We start from the raw sequence: 16,009 nt of genomic DNA, 5'->3' as shown, positions 1-16,009 counted from the left end.
TGTGTTAGGGTACAAGGCTTTGGTAGGGGAGCTGAGACTAAAGTCTAGGTTCAGGACCGCAGAAGCGGTCCACGAGGATCTGTCGCCACTATCGCAGAAAAATACATGCACTGATGTTGTCGTGAGCAGTGTCTGTTACCAGCGGATGGGTTCGGCTTCGATTTCGACGCCGAATTGGGTGTGAACGTCAGAAGACACCTGGCGAGCCAGCTTCCACACGTCATCTGCGGTCGCACCGCCGTGGTTTACAAGAACCAGCGCCTGCTTTTCATACATGCCCACAGGGCCCAGCTTTTTGCCCTTCCAGCCCGCGCGATCAATCAGCCAACCGGCCGCAAGTTTGTAGCGGTCTTCGTACGGGAAGCTGACCAGGTCGTTGTGTTTGGAAAGCAAGCCATCGCGCAGTTCTTTGCTGACGATGGGGTTTTTGAAGAAGCTTCCGGCATTGCCGATCACTTTTGGATCCGGCAGTTTGCTTTGGCGGATGTTGATCACGGCCTGGGCCACGTGACGGGGATCCTGAGGCCAGTTGTTGCGCTCAACTTCTTTGCGGATGTCGCCGTATTCCAAGTGCAGCACATTTTTCTTTGGCAGACGGAAGGTCACATCCCAGATCAGATAGCGGCCCGCACCTTCTTGTTTGAAGTAGCTGTCGCGGTACGAAAACTGACATTCTTTATTACTGAAGACTCTGGGTTCACCAGTCTGCAAATCCAGGGCGTGGACTTCCCACAGGGTGTCTTTAACCTCTACGCCGTAGGCGCCGATATTTTGGATCGGGGCCGCACCCACTGTGCCAGGAATCAAAGACAGATTCTCAAGGCCCCAATAGCCTTCTTCCAGGGTCCACTGAACGAAGTCGTTCCAGACTTCTCCGGCCTGGGCTTTGACGAACCAGTAATCCGGATCTTCGTGAATCAGCTTGCGTCCGAGGTTAGATACTTTCAGAACCAGTCCCTCGATCTGTGAAGGCAATACCAGATTGCTGCCGCCACCCAGGATTTTCCAAGGCAGGTTCTTCAGTTCAGGATTCATCAGCAGGGTGGACAGATCCGCAGGCGTGTACAGCTCGACAAAACGCTCTGCTAATGAGCGCAACTGAAGGGTGTTGGAAGAGCTGAGGTCGTGAGAGTTTTGGATCTGCATGTTGCAGAGATCTTATTAGAAGGAGCCGGCTTTGGCCATCATTCTTTCAAGGATTTGATCCTTGTTGATAAAGCAAATACCCAGTCCCAGTCCTTTGCTCCAGATCACTTCGGCCGCCACGTTGTGCGTACGATCGACAGTGTCTAACTTGACTGTAAGGTTCAGCAGGTCGCCTTTTTGTGGGACATAGTCCCCTTGGGAAACTTCCAGGAAAGCGCCGGTCTGGGAGATGTTTCTGAGCTTCGCCACCAGGATGCCGATGTGGCCGTACACTTCGATCGAAGCCATCTCTTTGGTTCTGAATCGTTTTGCGGTTGTTGAGCTCATAAGGCACTCCGGGATTAGCGTCTTACCTCTATTCTCGGAAAAAATATCGCGTTGGTAGAGTCCAAATTGAATCAGTCTCAACATGAGACTTGATTCTGGACCCTACTTGCGCAAGTAAGTCAGAAACGAAAAAGGAATAGGCGTTTCGATGTCACGTCGCTCAGTCTGAGTGAACACCTTTTCGTCAATTTCAGGGTAATAAGTGTCCCCCGGAAACTCGCGGTGGATCAGCGTCAGATAGATTTTGTCCGTGATCGGCATTGCCTGTTTGTAGATTTCGCCGCCGCCAATAATGAAAACCTCGTCGCCCCATTTTGCAGTCAAAGGTTCGGCGTGTTTCACCGCTTCTTCGATGGAAGCAACGAAAACCACGGGGCTGGATTCGGTGGAGTTGAAGCTTTGTTTGGACGGGTCGCGTGTCACCACTATGTGGTAGCGGTTGGGAAGGGCGCGGCCGTTGAAAGAATCAAACGTCTTGCGCCCCATGATCATGATATGACCCTTGGTGGTTTCGCGGAAGAACTTCATGTCCTCGGGCAGACTCCAGGGAAGGCCCCCTTGCGCGCCAATCACACGGTTCTGCGAACAGGCCACCACATGAGTCAAAATCATACTGCCACCTCAGCCTTGATGGCCGGGTGCGGATCGTAACCGATGATTTCGATGTCTTCGTAAGTGAAGTCGAAAAGATCCTTCTTTGCCGGGTTCAGTTTCAACTGAGGCAGTGGACGGAATTCACGGGTCAGTTGCAGGTTCGCCTGTTCAAGGTGATTCAGGTAAAGATGCGCATCACCCAGGGTGTGAACAAAGTCACCCACTTCAAGATCACAAACTTGCGCGATCATATGGGTCAGCAAAGCGTAGCTGGCGATATTGAACGGCACGCCCAGGAAGATATCAGCACTGCGCTGATACAGCTGGCAGGAAAGCTTTCCGTTCGCCACATAGAACTGGAAGAAGGCGTGACATGGCGGCAAAGCCATCTTGTCAACGTCGCCCGGATTGAACGCCACCACCAGCATGCGGCGGGAGTTCGGATTCTTTTTGATTTGCTCTACGACGTTGGTGATCTGATCGATGGTGCGGCCGTCGGCCGTTTCCCAGGAGCGCCATTGTTTTCCGTACACCGGGCCCAGGTTGCCGTTTTCATCAGCCCATTCATCCCAGATCGTCACTTTGTTGTCGTGAAGATACTTGATGTTGGTTTCACCCTTCAGGAACCACAGCAGTTCATGAAAGATCGAGCGCGTGTGCAGTTTTTTGGTGGTCAGCAGAGGGAAGCCCTCTTGCAGATTGTAGCGCATCTGATAACCGAACATGGAAATAGTGCCGGTGCCTGTGCGGTCCTCTTTTTTCACGCCATGTTCTAGAACTGTTTTGATGAGATCGTGATACTGCTTCATTCTGCCTCCTTGCGGGTACCGTACTGTGGGAAAGTTATGGTCCCTGTGTCGCTGAACATTCTATTTTAGCTTCTTGCCTTGTCCACGTGAAAAATAGTCCCAGAGGAATTTGCCGCACGGGCCAAGCTCCTTCGCGGAGTGTCGACCGATGCTGGCGTGAAGCGGGATCGCTTTTTGCCCCAGTGTCACGAGGGATTTTTGCTTGATTTCCTCTTTAACTGCGAAATCTGGCATGCGTCCGTAACCCAAGCCGCCCTCTAAGAAGGCCTTCTTCGTTTGCAGATCCTGAACGCTGATGGTGTTGGCGGGATTCACGACACCTCCCGAGCGATTGGAGCTTTTCACTGTGCTGGAAAGAACAATCTGAGGATATTTCTTCAGATCCTCGGTGGTGGTTTTTTTCAGCTTCGCCAGCGGATGCTTGGCCGAACACACCATCACCATGTTCACAGTGAAAAGCTCCTCAGTGATGAGAAGCCCTTTGTCGTTGAAAATTGTGCCTAAGGAAATGTCGGCATGATCCTCCAGCAGATGTTCATCGGCACTCAGAACATCGTGGATAATTTTGATCTCCGTCTGGGGGAAACGGGAGGAGAATTCCTTCAGCGCACTGACCAAGTTCGGGAGGGGCCACAGAGCGCTGACGGCCAGACGGATGATCGGTTCATGTCCTCTTTTCAATAATTCTGCAGTTTCCCCCAGCTCAGTGAACTGAAGGATCAGGTCGTCGGCTTTCTTTAAGAAAGCGCGGCCCTGCGGGGTCAATGTCGGGCGGTACTGGTCACGGCTGAAAATTTTAAAGCCCAGCTCACCTTCAAGAGTGCGCATGGCATAGCTGACCGCACTTTGCGCGCGATGCAGTTCCTGGGAAGCGGCCCGGAAGCTTCCCGATTTAACTATGGTTTGAAGTACTTGCAGTTGATCCAGTGTCATACCTCAAAAAGTATATCAAAAAATTAGATCATGTTAATCAAAAAATTATAATTTTTTTAGATCGTCTAGTTGTGTAATATTATTTACGAAGAAATGGAGTTCCTGCCCAAGCTAAAGCAGACAACAATCAACCAAGTCTCCGTTTCAAGTGGGAGGTCATTATGATGTATCAACGCAAATCCGAGGACAGAGGCTATGCAGAGTTCGGTGGCTGGCTGAAATCCATGCACACGTTTTCTTTCGCCGACTACTACGATCCAAAGTTCATGGGTTACCGGGACTTGCGTGTGATCAATCAGGACTGGATTGCCAAATCCTCCGGATTCCCTGCGCACCCGCACCGTGACATGGAGATCATCACTTATGTGCTGAAAGGCGCCGTGGAGCACAGAGACAGTCTGGGCAACGTCGGTCAGATTAAAGCCGGAGAAATTCAAACGATGCACGCCGGAACCGGTATGCGCCACAGCGAATACAATCCGTCCGAGACGGAGGATCTTCAGCTGTTCCAGATCTGGATCATGCCTGACGTGGTTGGAGCGACTCCGGGTTACACCCAGCAGTCCTTCACCCGTGAACAGAAACTGAATCAGTTCAAACTGATCGTTTCCAAAGACGGCCGCGAGGGCAGTCAGAAGATCAACCAGGATGCGGATCTGTATGCGTCGGTCTTTACCGAAGGGTATGAGCAGGAATTCGCTTTGCGTTCCAAACGGGGAGCCTGGCTGCAATTGGCCGAAGGTGAACTGGACGTGAACGGTCAAATTCTGAAATCAGGGGATGCCCTGGTCGTCGAGGAAGAGAACCTGAAGATCAAAGCCTTGAAGGAAACCGAATTCCTACTATTTGACTTGCGCTAGGTCTAAAACGAAAAAAGGCGGAGTGATTGCTCCGCCTTTTTTTATTCTTTATTGGATTTTCTTTAGAAGTAGATTCTCCAGCCAAGTTGCAGAGAGGTTTGTTCTTCCTCGACTGTTAGTTTTGGATTCGCATCGTTGTCGATTTCGCCCTTTAGCTGGCTTAGCTCAGCATTCAGCGCGAAGAGTTCGCCGAAGGGGAACCAGTTAAAACCAAAGCCAAAAGCCAAGCCATTTCCAGACAGCTCCAGTTTTGAGGATGTTGAACTGTTACGTTCGTAGCCGGCAAGGCAGTAGTATCCGGCAAAGTATGGAATGAAGTTGTGCCCTGGAGCGTTCTCGATGAAGTTGATCTTAATGAGTGGGCCTCCGATAGCCGTACTTACGTTTAAGTCATCATTTTCTGCATATTCAGTGCTCAAAAAAGCACCCAGTTCGAACTTTGAGAAGTTTCTTGTGAACTCTATTTGTAGCTTCGTCATTTTGATTTTGGAGCTGCTCGTGGAACCGCCTTGGGATTCGTCTCTTTCGATGGAGTCGTTCCTATATAGCCAACTTAAAGATACGTCTCTTGGTCGTAGCACTTCAAATTCCGGGAAAGTCAGTGGCGGAGTTGTTAGTGCCTTTTCTCCAGAGATTTGAGGTGATTTTGAGCTCTCTAAAGGCCGCGGGGGTGTCGGAGACTCTGTTTTTGGCGCGGAAAGAGTTTGAAGTTGCTTCTGCATTTCTTCGATCTGCTTTTGCATAGCTTCGACTTTTGGGTCGACAGCTGGAGCAGGAGCTTGTGCCGGAGTTGGAGCAACTGGAACTGGTGCGGCAATAGGTTCGGCTTGTACTGCCGGAACCGTTGTCTGCGGGGCCACTTCTTTTACTTCCGAAATTGCAACAGGTTCACTTGTGACCTCAGGAGAAGTTGGCTCTTGCGCAAAGACGGACGAGGAGAAGATGAAGATACTGGTAAATATAAAGTGGCGTGCTGGCATTATTCCTCCGGCCACATAGTTCGGATGAATAATAAACATACTTTAGATTGTTAAGTTAATTTGAATTGGTTTAGTCCCAACGTCGAGGTCCAATACAAGAAAAAAGGCGGAGTGAATGCTCCGCCTTTTTCTATTTCAATCACTGTTGGGACTAGTGATGGTGGTGATGTTCTTCTTTTTTGGTCTCCACGCGGGGGATGACTTTGAAGTCGAAGGATTCAGTCTTGCCGTTCACCTTCAGGGACACTTTCAGTGTCTCGTCGGCTTTGACTTCGCGGGTGGGGTCAAACAGCATGATGTGGTTGCCGCCGGGTTTTAGTTCCGCGGATTTCTTCGCCGGGATGGTCAGCTTTTCCACCTTCTGCATGGCCATGCGACCGTCTTTTTCCACGGTTTCGTGCATTTCAACTGCCTTGAATGGCTCGATCTTTTCAACTGTGACAGTCACTTCCTTGTCGGTCGTGTTCGTGATTACGCCATAACCGGCTGTCGCATTGGTGCCTTTGATTGGCGCAAAGATGCGGGCATCAGAAATAGTAACTACGGATTTTGCGGCAAATGTCACAGGGCTCAAGGCCACTGTCAGGACTGCAAGTACGATGGCTTTCATAGGTTCTCCTTAATTTTAGTTATAATTTCATCGGCAGAGCGCGGGCTTTGGATGCTTTCGACAACAATGCCTTTTTTATTCAAAACAAATACACGGTCGGTGTGCGAGATCGAATAACCCAGATAGGACTTCGGATCTTTTTCCACGATGTAGCTGGCGCCAAACGGTTTGATCGCGGCATCGATTTCAGCGGTGGTGCCGGTCAGACCGATGAACTCCGGATTGAATTGGTGAGCGTAGACTGACACCGACTCTGCCGTGTCGTTTTCTGCATCCACACTGATAAAGATCAGTTGCACATTTTCACGCTCTTTTTCAGTGAGTTGTTTGAAGGCTTGGGCGGAATAGCTGAGCGCCATCGGGCACACGTCCGGGCATTTCGCGTAGCCAACATAAAGAAGATTCAGTTTTTTTGCGTTTTCAGAAAACTGCCAAGTCTTGCCGTTGTGGTTTAGTTTAAAGTCACCACCCAACGTCGGCGGACGCTGAGTGTACCAAAGTAAAAAAGCCAAAAGGCCCAAGGCCGTCAGGGCCGCGACAAGCGAGCGAATCAACTGCGTTTTTATTGATGTCTTCATCCCCCCAGTTATAGAGTTTTCGGTCCGATTCGCCAAGGTGTAGAATGTCAGCCGCAACATCAAGTTGCGGGGAGTTTTCTTTTGACTTTCAATTGCCGTCTTCGTAAGTTGGCCGGGTAGTTAGGGAGTAGTCGCAATCTTTCCCAAGATTTGATTTAAACCGACATACTGAGTGATGAACTCCGGTTTAAATGCCTAAGGACCCCAAAAGTCCTTCTGTTGACGAGACTGACACGAGTGTTTTTAACAAAGCACCGTGTGGTCTCGTTTTCTTTTTGAAGCAAGCCCCCACGGTCATAACCGTATCGAGGGCACATGGAAGCAATCATCAATTCATTCTTACTGGTCGCCGCCACAGAAATGGGCGATAAAACTCAGTTGTTGGCGCTGGTTTTGGCATCAAAGTTCAAAAAGCCATGGCATGTAATGGCTGGGATTTTCACCGCGACAGTTTTAAACCACGCCCTGGCGGCTTGGGCCGGGGAGTGGATCGCGGCCACCGTTCCAGGTCAGTGGTTGAACTGGGCCCTGGCTTTGACGTTCTTTGGTTTTGCCCTGTGGATTCTGATTCCGGACAAAGATGACTCCAATGCTGACAATATGAAATGGGGAGCCTTCTGGACAACGACCATTTTATTCTTCTTCGCTGAAATCGGCGACAAAACCCAGCTCAGCACGGTGGCCTTGGCAGCGAAGTATCAAAACATTCTGCTGGTCACCTTGGGTACCACGGCCGGGATGATGTTTGCTGATGGTTTGGCGGTGGTGTTTGGTGAAAAACTCACACAGAAGATTTCGATGAAGTGGATCAACTACGGGTCCTCGCTTTTGTACGTACTTTTCGGTGTCGGCATTCTGATGCGCTAAAAGCTTTGAAAAGGCCTGTGTGAAGTTTTGACAGGCAGCTTTTTCATGGTGGCTAAGTGTATGAAATTAGAAGGCTCTTTGGGATTTTCGAAGGGCCGTTTATTGCCTCTTTCAAGGGGGAAAAAGCCCCCCTATACTGCGCCCTATGAAAAAGCACCTCTTTGCCATTAGCGCCGTTATTCTGTTTTTTGGGACCGTGACTTTCGCCGCGACGGAAGTGTCCAAATCGACCAAAGAAGTTCTGGGTTTTTCCAATCTTCTGAACACGGATGCAACGTCTTGTGACTACTCCGTGGAAAGGCAAAAAGACGGCAAGGGTGCCGTGGTTGTTTCCTTGCGTTCGGATAAAGAAACCGGCATTCAGGACTCCATCCGAATCGCAGCGACTCAGTTGCCGTTGAAAGAAGGCGTTCTGGTGGCGCGTCCGGGTCTTAGTATCACTTACCGTGATGGTGTTCTGACGAAAAAGGAAAAGCTGGCGGCGATGGGGCCGGAAGGTCAGGACTACCAGGTGCTGATGCTGAAGGTGTCCCCGGATCTGAAGGACATTTCTTTGGGGTATGCACTGGATTCAGTGAAGACCATTTTTAAGGAAAAGGTTCTGGCTGAAATGAACTGCAAGTTCTGATTTGCGCAGAGGGGGGATGATGGGGTCTGTTCTTTTATCATTGTTAATGGGACTGAATGGGTGGGCGTTGACTCATGCAGAACCTGCCATCAGTCCGGATTTTGATTCCGTCGTATTCTATAGTGTCACCCAATATGATGAAAAAGCCCGTGAAGAACTCAGTGGATTTTGTAACGGCAACCTGGTCAGTCCTCGTGTGATGATCACGGCCGCTCATTGCGTTTTTCAAGCCGAAGCTTTGCAAAAGCGGGAGTTTGACGTTCAGATCGGAGAGTATCTCTATGTCACACGTCCGGATGGCGAGCGTCGTCGTGTCGGTTACGGCTCTAAAATCAGGGAACGTATTCACGGGAAGATATACCTTCCCCATCAGCTCACCAGTCGCTTGAAGACTGAAAAGGTTCGCTTGAAAATTGGGCCCGCCGAAGACATTGCCGTTGTTGTTTTTGAGCAGGACCTGCGGGTGATTCCCGGGACTGTTTTTGCTGGTTTGTTTTCTCAGCAGCAAGTGGGTTCCGTATTGAGTAAGTTGAATGATTACGTGCCTACGGTGGTTACCATCAACCCGTTTGAGGAGATTTCCACTAATGACACCCGAAGAATGGCCCCTCTGAATAACATCAGCAAAACCTGGAGTGGGTATCTGGAGTCCAAATCACGGGCACGAGTTCAGCCGGGGGATTCCGGGGCTCCGTTGTTTGTGAGAACCGGGAATCAGTGGAAGCAAATTGGTGTGGTCAAGGGGCGAGCTCAAAACCTGTTTTCAAACTGGGATGTCTTCGGAATTCTTGACCAGAGAATTTGTGAAATCAGCCGCCAAATTCCCGACCCTCTGATTCAAAAGGACCTCTGTCCCTGAGGGAGAAATGTTGCTGAAACGAAAAAAGGAGCCTTGCGGGCTCCTTTTTCATTTGTGCAGTCGTCTTGCTTACTGGAAGTTTTGAACTTGTGCGATGTAAGGCAGGTTTCTGTAGTAACCCTGGTAATCCAAACCATAACCCACCACAAAGTCGTTGGCGATTTTGAAACCAACGTGGTCGATATCGCATTTTACTTTCAACGCATCCGGCTTTTCTAACAACGCCACCGTCGTCAAAGACTTTGGTTTGCGGGACTGGATCGCGTTTTTCAGATAGTTCATGGTCAGACCTGTATCGACGATGTCCTCCACCAGAATCACGTGGCAGTTTTCAACCGGACCCGCCAGATCCAAAGTCACTTTCACTTCGCCAGAAGAAGAAGTGCCACCGTGGTAAGAAGCCACGCCGAAGAATTCACAAGTGATGTCTGCTTCGATGTTACGAACCAGATCAGAATAGAACATGAAAGAACCCTTCAAAACGCAGATCGCTACGACCTTTTCGTTTTTGTATTTCTTGGAAAGGGTCGCTCCAAGCTCTTTCACTTTTTGCTGAATCTGCTCTTCAGTGATGTAAGGTTTCAATGAAAGATTAGTCATGGTCATCCTTTCTCCAACTCACACGAAGGAGTTGTTCATGATTTCGCCAAAGCCACCGCCGCCTGGAACGATATACTGTTTGTCGTTCAAGCCGCGTTCCTGGTCCCAATACTGTCCCGGAGTTGCATCTAAAACTGCCTGAGGGGACAGTCCCCGGTCAAGTCTTAAGGCATAGATTACGACCTCGGGGTGCGCGGCAAGTACATTCTTCAAATACTCAGGCGTCACAATCAAATTAAGGGCTATAAATTTGCGGGCTGGACCTTCAATATGGGTCTTATAGTGGTCAATGGCTGTCACCATGGTATTGCCCGTGGCCCCCATGGGGTCCGGGAAGATCACATGAGCGTCTTTTACGTCGCCGCCGATTTTCATGCCGCCGAACTCAGCTCCAGTGACCGCATCTTTGCTGTTTGTCACCCGGGCGGCAAAGATATGGTCCTGACGCACGTTTTGTCCCGGCAGGGAAAAATGCAGGAAGTTGTAACAGATGTGGCTGGGATAAGTTCCGGCGCGGGCCAGATTCACACTGACAGCCTTCTGCCCCGGGTTGATGCGGGAACCCGACAGCTTTTTATCCGGGTGCATCGCGGTCATGCGGGTTTCCTGCTCAAATTTTTCCATCGCAAATTCGTTGTTGATCGTGATGGAGATCATGTGGGTGTAAAGCACTTCCACGATGCGATTGATTTCGGGCTGATAGGTGTCGGGGTGGCAGAGTTTGGCTAAAAGACCGTTAAGGAAAGGGCTGTCAATGATGTGTACTTGAGGGCCATAGTGGTGCCTCAGCTCCTGTTGAAATGCCATGCTACTGCCTTTGGTGAATCAGTTGCCTTTTTCGAACTCAACAAAGATCACAAAGTCACTCTCGCCGGAACGGAATTGGGGGGAGCGCAGGATCTTGTAGATATCAAAACTCATCAGCTGGTCTTCTTCCGGGCCCATGTTGGACATCGGAGGCATCACGCCAGACATGAAGAAACCAGTCTCGCCGCCGATTTCAAAGATCGCCGGGAAGGACTTGCGCTGCAGTTCAAATCCGCCGCCGGGAGCCGGCTCACGCCAGTTTCTTTGAATCTCCAGATTGCCGCGCAGGTTGTTGTTATCAAAGTCGTTCAGTTCAAAGAACGTGGTCAGGCCGATTTCAATGGCTGGATTTCTGCGGTCTTTCAGTGTGTAAGACCACTGCAAAGTTCTGGAGGCGGTCAGAGGGCGGTCTTCCTTGTGCAGGATTTTGATGTCAGGGCGGTTCATCACGTTTTTCTCAAAGTCCGGCAGAATGCCTGCGGAATACTCGTTGAAATTCATGAACTGCCCGGTGGAGCGGCTGGCGCCAAAGATGGCATTCAGGCGGCCACGAGAAACTTCGGTGTAATAGACAATCAGGTGGGCTCCGGCCTTGGCGACTGCGCGGCCCGTGCGATCTGTCTGTTCCGGAGCGGCAGGTGCAGCCACCGCGGTGACAGCGGCAGGGGTTGGTTCCACTTTATAAGCATCGATGGTGCCGTCAGCAGCTTCAGAAGATTGTGTCGCTTCCTGAGTTTCCTGTTGGGCAAAGTTTGCGGTGTCCTCTGGCGGTGGCACATCCACCGGGCCGCCAGCGGAATTAATTTGAACTGTGGATTTCAGATAGCTCACCCGGCGCTCCAGGTTTTGCTGGCCTTTTTTATAAAGAGTGATGCCAACACCGCCGGCAACAACGACCACCAAAGACAATTGAATCAGGGGATTGCCAAAAAAGCGCTTCCACGCCGGTGGAGTTGCGGGCTTAAAGCTTTCCATATCAACGCCACACTGCGCGCAGTACTTGTCTTTAGGTTGTTGAAAACCACAGCGGGGGCAGTTGATAAGCATCGAAATCCTTTTCAATACGAAGAAGCCTTAAAAACAGGTTAAGGCAAAGCGACTTGACGCTCAATAGAATAATTCATACCTTGAATCATCTAATAGCCCGAAAACTATAGCGAAAGCGCGCGCCCATGAAGAAGTACAAGCCCAAATCCGGTGAACGAATTGAACGTCAGGAAGAAGTCATCCCGCCGAAGGTCGAGCTTCCCTTTGAATTCTCTCCTGAACATTATCCTGTTCTGCTTCAGGAAGTGCTGGCGGCGTTTTATCCTCTGCGAGACAAAAAAGAACTGAGCTACTTCGACGGGACTTTTGGCCGGGGCGGTCACTACATGGCGCTAAAGTATGCTTACCCCCAGATGAAAGCCACGGTCATGGACCAAGATCTGGCAGCGATTGCCTTTGCGCAAAGCCGCTTCCAGACTGAAGTCGAGAAGGGCCAGTTAAACGTAATCCATGGTAATTTCACGCAGTTTTCAGAACACAATCTAAATAACTTTGATATGATGCTCTTAGATCTAGGTGTGAGTTCTCCGCAATTGGACCAGGGAGAACGAGGCTTTAGTTTTTATAACGACGGCCCCCTGGATATGAGAATGAACCAGCAGCAGGGACTGACGGCTGAGGTGCTTATTAATACGGCTTCTGAGGATGAGCTCATTCGAATCTTCAAGGAATACGGCGAGGTCTATCGCCCTTCCCGAGTCGTGCGTGCGATCGTCAATGACCGCAAAACAAAAGCATTCCAGACAACAGGCGCCCTGGCAGGGCTGATTGAACGCGTGGACGGATGGCAGGTTAAAGGCCATCACCCGGCCACGAAGTATTTCATGGCTTTGCGACTGGCGGTGAATTCCGAACTGGAAGTGGTGGCAGAGGCGATTCCGAAAATGATTCGCGCGCTGAATCCCGGCGGGCGACTGGCGGTGATCTCTTTCCACTCTCTGGAAGACCGTATTGTAAAAAATATTTTCCGTGAGTCCGAGGATTTGGGCCGCACGGTGACTAAGAAAGTAATTGTTCCCACTCAGGAAGAGTGTGACAGAAATTCTCGCTCACGCTCTGCGAAGCTGAGAATATTCGAGAGGAGTGCTCAGGATGAGCTCACAAAACTTTAAGCAGCTAAAACCTTTCTTCAGTATTCTTATTGTCATCTTTACTTTGTTTTCAATCGTGTTCCTGCAGATGGAAGAACGCCGTATGGGTTACAGCGTTCTGAAGCTGACCCGCGAACACAAAAAAGTCTGGGAAGAAAAACGCACCAAGGAAATCTCTTTGGCAAAAATCACGCGTCCTCAGCTTTTGGATTCCGTGGCTCAGCAAAAATTCACTCTTAAAAAGGTTCAGGCCAATCAGATCATTCATCTGACCGGTCCACTGGCTTCTGAGATGAACACTGTGGCTGAAAAAGGCATCGCAAAAAAGGATCTGTAAGTTGAAATCACGTATTGTTGTCATCTTCGTCGGAATTCTGGTGTTGTGGTCCGCTTTGGCGATGCGCGCAGCCTATCTTCAATTTCTTCCCAATGACCGTTTGAATGCTTTGCAGAACCGTCAGTTCCAAACCAAGGTTTCTTTGCCGGCACGCCGTGGGGCGATTGTTGACAGCAATGGCCGTGACCTTGCCATGTCGGCGGCGGCTTATTCACTGTATGCCGATCCGAAACTTTTGGAAAACCGCAAACAGGTCGCCAAAAAGCTCGCGAAAGTTTTGAATCAGTCTCCGGAATCTGTGTATGCCAAAATCAAGGATGGCAACCGCCGCTTTGTGTGGATTCAGCGCATGCTGGAGCAGGACAAGGCCGACGAAATCAAATCCTGGGACATCCGTGGTCTTTCTTTTGTTGAGGAATGGCGCCGTGTTTATCCGAATGAAACTTTGCTGGCACAAACTCTGGGTTTCCTGGGCAGTGAAGGGCAGGGGCTTGAAGGACTGGAGCTTGGCTACAATCAGGCTTTGATGGGGAACAAGAAAAAAGTCCTGGTGAAGCGGGATGCCCGTGGGCGTCCATTGATCAACGACGGTTTGATGTTCATCGAAAATCCGGAAGGAACTGAGCTGAAACTGACCGTGGATTCCGATTTGCAGTACCGTCTGGAAAGTGAACTTGCCAATGCGGTTTCCCAGTTTGAAGCTGATCATGCGGTGGGTGTGATTCTGGATGCAAAGACTTCCAAAATTCTGGCACTGGCATCTGCTCCGACGTTTGATGTGAACAAGGCTGCAAAATCCCCTTCAGAATATCGTCGCAACAAGATTGTGACCGACGCGTTTGAGCCCGGGTCCACGATGAAAGCTTTTGTGATCGCCGCAGCTTTGCGTGATGGACTGATTCAGCCCAACACCAAGTTCTATTGTGAAAAAGGAAGCTTCCGGGTGGGTGATCGCATCATCAAAGAAGCGGAAACCAGAGAGAAGTTCGAAGACCTGACTGTTTCCGAAATTCTTGCGGTGTCCTCGAATGTGGGTACAACCAAGATCGCTTTCAAAATGGGTCAGGAGCGTTTGCGCCAGGGCCTGCTTGATTTCGGTTTTGGTCAGCGCTTGGGTGTGGATCTGCCGGGTGAAGCCCGCGGGATGGTGCAGTCTCTGCCTTGGAGACAGCACTTGCTTTCCAATATCTCTTTCGGTCACGGGATTTCAACAACACCTTTGCAGATTGCCAACGCTTTTGCGGCGATTGCCAACGGGGGTGTCCTGAATACGCCGTACATCGTGCAAAGCATGCGCGATGCGGAAACCGGCGAGCTGGTTGAAGTCCAGCCAAAACCCATCCGTCGTATTCTTTCCGCAGAGCAGGCGGCGCAAATGCGTGCCATGTTGGTGGGCGTAACCACAAAGGGTGGCACTGGTGGCAATGCGCGTGTGGATGGTTTCATGGTTGCGGGCAAAACTGGAACGGCCCAGAAAGTAAATCCGAACGGGCGCGGCTACCTGCGTGGCGCCTATATCTCCAGCTTTGGCGGATTCATCCCAGCCAACGATCCGAAGTTTGTGATCTATGTGGCGGTCGATTCCCCGCGCAAATCGTATTACGCGGCCACAGTGGCAGCTCCGGTGTTTTCTCGAATTGCCTCTTATGCTGTTCGCAAAGAAGGCATTGCCCCTTTGCAGTTGGCTGAAGAATCCACGGTGAATCCGAAAGTTCGCCGAGTGGCTTCCGAACCTAAAATTGTTAAGAAAGCCGAAGCTCCAAGAGCGATCCTGACAGCGACCGAACTGGACAAAGTCACAAACGTAGAGACTGGCGACACAGTTCCAAACCTGATGAACCTGACCACCCGCGAAGTTCTTCGCAAAGTCAGCGGCCAGGATTTGAAAGTGAAGTTTGTGGGCCAAGGCACCGTCAGTGAAGTCTTCCCCACCGCCGGCTCCCAAGTCCCCGAAAGCAAAGAAATCACCGTCATCATGAAATAACCAAAAGGTACCTGCTTACTTTTGCAGAAGCATTGCGCCAGATGCGCCGCTTCGGAAAAAGTAAGCAGGTACCTTTTTTTTTACCAGAGGTTTTCTTCTTTTAGCAGGTCGATGGTTAGTTGTTTGGCGAAGCGGCTGCCGTATTCGGCGTTTTCTACGTCGACAGTGTCGATGTAGTTGGTTGCAAAGACATACTGGCGGTCGGCGGTTGTCAAAGTTCCCACGAACCAGCCGATGCGGCGTTTTAAGGTTTCATCTGTATAGCCGGATCCTGTTTTTCCGCTGAAGTCGTAACCCTTCGGGGTCTTTTCAAGGAACATGATTTTCTTGGTCAGTTCCTGCGAGCGTTTGGTGGCCGGCAGCTTGTCGTACAGAAGTTTTTTCAGGAAATCAGTTTGCTCAAATCCGGAAATGCGCAAAGAGAAACCCTTTTCCTCCGGGGTGAACGACGCCGGCGTCAGCCACGCCGTTTTAATCCCGCCAGAAATGTCCTGGTTGCCATAGTCAAATTTGCGAAGGTAAGTCTTCAGCTTTTGAAAGCCCATTTTTCCGGTCAGCATTTGGGAATACCAAACGGTCGAGTTTTTCATCCACGAAGCGGCGGTTTGGTCTTTGTTCCATTCCGCAATCGAATGCTTCTTGCCGTTCCATTTGAACTTCGTGCTTTCGTTTTTCAGGATGCCGGAATCAAACCCCATCACCGCCAAAGGAACCTTGAAAGTCGAACAGGCCGGTCGTTGCACCTGGCAGTTTTCCTCGTTCACGGATTTTTGAATTTGTCCGGTTTGGGCATCAATCAGCAGAAAACAGACGGCTTTGTCCGGATAAGGTTCTGCGGGGGCGGCCTTAACAGCCGCTGCTGGAGCCTCTTTCGGGGAAGGGGAGGTGCAACCCAAAAAAAGCGCAGGAATCAGTAGAATTGAGAGTGCCTTCATAAAAACTCCTTCGGCTT

The 16,009-nt window shown here is 50.4% G+C and carries 19 protein-coding genes; 7 read left to right on the top strand and 12 right to left on the bottom strand.

Features of this window, described 5'->3' with window-relative positions:
• Positions 1–135 precede the first annotated feature (135 nt).
• The 5 genes from murB to BD_RS14785 all read right to left on the bottom strand — a co-directional run bounded on the left by murB (position 136) and on the right by BD_RS14785 (position 3,809).
• Entirely contained in the window at positions 136–1,146 is a 1,011-nt protein-coding gene (murB, locus tag BD_RS14805) for a UDP-N-acetylmuramate dehydrogenase (protein ID WP_011165588.1), read from the bottom strand.
• A 15-nt stretch (positions 1,147–1,161) separates the two neighbouring features.
• Complete coding sequence (locus BD_RS14800) at positions 1,162–1,473, bottom strand: PilZ domain-containing protein (protein ID WP_144313794.1); 312 nt, start codon at positions 1,471–1,473, stop codon at positions 1,162–1,164.
• Positions 1,474–1,575: 102 nt separating this feature from the next.
• Complete coding sequence (locus BD_RS14795; RefSeq protein ID WP_011165586.1) at positions 1,576–2,085, bottom strand: dihydrofolate reductase; 510 nt, start codon at positions 2,083–2,085, stop codon at positions 1,576–1,578.
• Positions 2,082–2,876, bottom strand: coding sequence for a thymidylate synthase (locus BD_RS14790; protein ID WP_011165585.1), 795 nt, complete (start codon positions 2,874–2,876; stop codon positions 2,082–2,084). The genes BD_RS14795 and BD_RS14790 overlap by 4 nt, the downstream gene beginning before the upstream one ends.
• Positions 2,877–2,936: 60 nt before the next feature.
• Positions 2,937–3,809 (bottom strand): LysR family transcriptional regulator, encoded by an 873-nt coding sequence (locus BD_RS14785; protein WP_038448389.1) that lies wholly within the window; start codon positions 3,807–3,809, stop codon positions 2,937–2,939.
• A gap of 161 nt (positions 3,810–3,970) precedes the next feature.
• Between BD_RS14785 and BD_RS14780 the strand changes: the two genes are divergently transcribed.
• The gene (locus BD_RS14780) at positions 3,971–4,669 is read left to right on the top strand and encodes a pirin family protein (RefSeq protein ID WP_011165582.1); all 699 of its coding nucleotides are present in this window, start codon (positions 3,971–3,973) and stop codon (positions 4,667–4,669) included.
• Between the two features lie 62 nt (positions 4,670–4,731).
• Here BD_RS14780 and BD_RS14775 read toward each other — a convergent pair whose 3' ends face one another.
• The 3 genes from BD_RS14775 to BD_RS14765 all read right to left on the bottom strand — a co-directional run bounded on the left by BD_RS14775 (position 4,732) and on the right by BD_RS14765 (position 6,837).
• Positions 4,732–5,688, bottom strand: a complete 957-nt coding sequence (locus BD_RS14775) for a type IV pilus assembly protein FimV (RefSeq protein ID WP_231839199.1) — start codon at positions 5,686–5,688, stop codon at positions 4,732–4,734.
• Between the two features lie 112 nt (positions 5,689–5,800).
• The gene (locus tag BD_RS14770; protein ID WP_011165580.1) at positions 5,801–6,259 is read right to left on the bottom strand and encodes a copper chaperone PCu(A)C; all 459 of its coding nucleotides are present in this window, start codon (positions 6,257–6,259) and stop codon (positions 5,801–5,803) included.
• Positions 6,256–6,837, bottom strand: a complete 582-nt coding sequence (locus BD_RS14765) for an SCO family protein (protein ID WP_144313793.1) — start codon at positions 6,835–6,837, stop codon at positions 6,256–6,258. The genes BD_RS14770 and BD_RS14765 overlap by 4 nt, the downstream gene beginning before the upstream one ends.
• A gap of 315 nt (positions 6,838–7,152) precedes the next feature.
• On the opposite strand from BD_RS14765, the gene BD_RS14760 reads away from it, so the two are divergent.
• From BD_RS14760 to BD_RS14750, 3 genes are all read left to right on the top strand, one after another.
• Positions 7,153–7,704, top strand: coding sequence for a TMEM165/GDT1 family protein (locus BD_RS14760; RefSeq protein ID WP_011165578.1), 552 nt, complete (start codon positions 7,153–7,155; stop codon positions 7,702–7,704).
• Positions 7,705–7,849: 145 nt separating this feature from the next.
• Positions 7,850–8,332: a hypothetical protein gene (locus BD_RS14755; protein ID WP_011165577.1), complete on the top strand. Its 483-nt coding sequence runs from the start codon at positions 7,850–7,852 to the stop codon at positions 8,330–8,332.
• A gap of 46 nt (positions 8,333–8,378) precedes the next feature.
• Positions 8,379–9,191, top strand: a complete 813-nt coding sequence (locus BD_RS14750; protein ID WP_038448382.1) for a trypsin-like serine protease — start codon at positions 8,379–8,381, stop codon at positions 9,189–9,191.
• A gap of 69 nt (positions 9,192–9,260) precedes the next feature.
• Here the strand turns inward: BD_RS14750 and hpt are convergent, their stop codons facing one another.
• From hpt to BD_RS14735, 3 genes are read right to left on the bottom strand one after another with little or no spacing between them, the layout of a single operon-like run.
• Complete coding sequence (gene hpt, locus BD_RS14745; RefSeq protein WP_011165575.1) at positions 9,261–9,797, bottom strand: hypoxanthine phosphoribosyltransferase; 537 nt, start codon at positions 9,795–9,797, stop codon at positions 9,261–9,263.
• A 12-nt stretch (positions 9,798–9,809) separates the two neighbouring features.
• Positions 9,810–10,598 (bottom strand): uracil phosphoribosyltransferase, encoded by a 789-nt coding sequence (locus BD_RS14740; RefSeq protein WP_011165574.1) that lies wholly within the window; start codon positions 10,596–10,598, stop codon positions 9,810–9,812.
• Between the two features lie 18 nt (positions 10,599–10,616).
• Positions 10,617–11,645, bottom strand: a complete 1,029-nt coding sequence (locus BD_RS14735; RefSeq protein ID WP_011165573.1) for a hypothetical protein — start codon at positions 11,643–11,645, stop codon at positions 10,617–10,619.
• Positions 11,646–11,770: 125 nt separating this feature from the next.
• On the opposite strand from BD_RS14735, the gene rsmH reads away from it, so the two are divergent.
• Genes rsmH through BD_RS14720 form a run of 3 tightly spaced genes read left to right on the top strand, consistent with a single transcriptional unit; the run spans position 11,771 to position 15,057 of the window.
• Positions 11,771–12,757, top strand: coding sequence for a 16S rRNA (cytosine(1402)-N(4))-methyltransferase RsmH (gene rsmH / locus BD_RS14730; protein ID WP_011165572.1), 987 nt, complete (start codon positions 11,771–11,773; stop codon positions 12,755–12,757).
• Positions 12,738–13,073 (top strand): hypothetical protein, encoded by a 336-nt coding sequence (locus tag BD_RS14725; RefSeq protein WP_011165571.1) that lies wholly within the window; start codon positions 12,738–12,740, stop codon positions 13,071–13,073. The genes rsmH and BD_RS14725 overlap by 20 nt, the downstream gene beginning before the upstream one ends.
• A gap of 1 nt (position 13,074) precedes the next feature.
• Entirely contained in the window at positions 13,075–15,057 is a 1,983-nt protein-coding gene (locus BD_RS14720) for a penicillin-binding transpeptidase domain-containing protein (protein ID WP_011165570.1), read from the top strand.
• 80 nt (positions 15,058–15,137) lie between these two features.
• Here BD_RS14720 and BD_RS14715 read toward each other — a convergent pair whose 3' ends face one another.
• Positions 15,138–15,992, bottom strand: coding sequence for a penicillin-binding transpeptidase domain-containing protein (locus BD_RS14715; RefSeq protein WP_231839198.1), 855 nt, complete (start codon positions 15,990–15,992; stop codon positions 15,138–15,140).
• Positions 15,993–16,009: the final 17 nt, after the last annotated feature.

The organism is Bdellovibrio bacteriovorus HD100, from assembly GCF_000196175.1.
Classification (GTDB): domain Bacteria; phylum Bdellovibrionota; class Bdellovibrionia; order Bdellovibrionales; family Bdellovibrionaceae; genus Bdellovibrio; species Bdellovibrio bacteriovorus.
This window is presented reverse-complemented; position numbering and strand designations above follow the sequence as displayed.

Excerpts from the sequence above, each read along its gene's own strand:
- murB (WP_011165588.1), bottom strand. The coding sequence starts at position 1,146 with ATGCAGATCCAAAACTCTCACGACCTCAGCTCTTCCAACACCCTTCAG.
- BD_RS14800 (WP_144313794.1), bottom strand. The coding sequence starts at position 1,473 with ATGAGCTCAACAACCGCAAAACGATTCAGAACCAAAGAGATGGCTTCG.
- BD_RS14795 (WP_011165586.1), bottom strand. The coding sequence starts at position 2,085 with ATGATTTTGACTCATGTGGTGGCCTGTTCGCAGAACCGTGTGATTGGC.
- BD_RS14790 (WP_011165585.1), bottom strand. The coding sequence starts at position 2,876 with ATGAAGCAGTATCACGATCTCATCAAAACAGTTCTAGAACATGGCGTG.
- BD_RS14785 (WP_038448389.1), bottom strand. The coding sequence starts at position 3,809 with ATGACACTGGATCAACTGCAAGTACTTCAAACCATAGTTAAATCGGGA.
- BD_RS14780 (WP_011165582.1), top strand. The coding sequence starts at position 3,971 with ATGATGTATCAACGCAAATCCGAGGACAGAGGCTATGCAGAGTTCGGT.
- BD_RS14775 (WP_231839199.1), bottom strand. The coding sequence starts at position 5,688 with ATGTTTATTATTCATCCGAACTATGTGGCCGGAGGAATAATGCCAGCA.
- BD_RS14770 (WP_011165580.1), bottom strand. The coding sequence starts at position 6,259 with ATGAAAGCCATCGTACTTGCAGTCCTGACAGTGGCCTTGAGCCCTGTG.
- BD_RS14765 (WP_144313793.1), bottom strand. The coding sequence starts at position 6,837 with ATGAAGACATCAATAAAAACGCAGTTGATTCGCTCGCTTGTCGCGGCC.
- BD_RS14760 (WP_011165578.1), top strand. The coding sequence starts at position 7,153 with ATGGAAGCAATCATCAATTCATTCTTACTGGTCGCCGCCACAGAAATG.
- BD_RS14755 (WP_011165577.1), top strand. The coding sequence starts at position 7,850 with ATGAAAAAGCACCTCTTTGCCATTAGCGCCGTTATTCTGTTTTTTGGG.
- BD_RS14750 (WP_038448382.1), top strand. The coding sequence starts at position 8,379 with ATGGGACTGAATGGGTGGGCGTTGACTCATGCAGAACCTGCCATCAGT.
- hpt (WP_011165575.1), bottom strand. The coding sequence starts at position 9,797 with ATGACCATGACTAATCTTTCATTGAAACCTTACATCACTGAAGAGCAG.
- BD_RS14740 (WP_011165574.1), bottom strand. The coding sequence starts at position 10,598 with ATGGCATTTCAACAGGAGCTGAGGCACCACTATGGCCCTCAAGTACAC.
- BD_RS14735 (WP_011165573.1), bottom strand. The coding sequence starts at position 11,645 with ATGCTTATCAACTGCCCCCGCTGTGGTTTTCAACAACCTAAAGACAAG.
- rsmH (WP_011165572.1), top strand. The coding sequence starts at position 11,771 with ATGAAGAAGTACAAGCCCAAATCCGGTGAACGAATTGAACGTCAGGAA.
- BD_RS14725 (WP_011165571.1), top strand. The coding sequence starts at position 12,738 with ATGAGCTCACAAAACTTTAAGCAGCTAAAACCTTTCTTCAGTATTCTT.
- BD_RS14715 (WP_231839198.1), bottom strand. The coding sequence starts at position 15,992 with ATGAAGGCACTCTCAATTCTACTGATTCCTGCGCTTTTTTTGGGTTGC.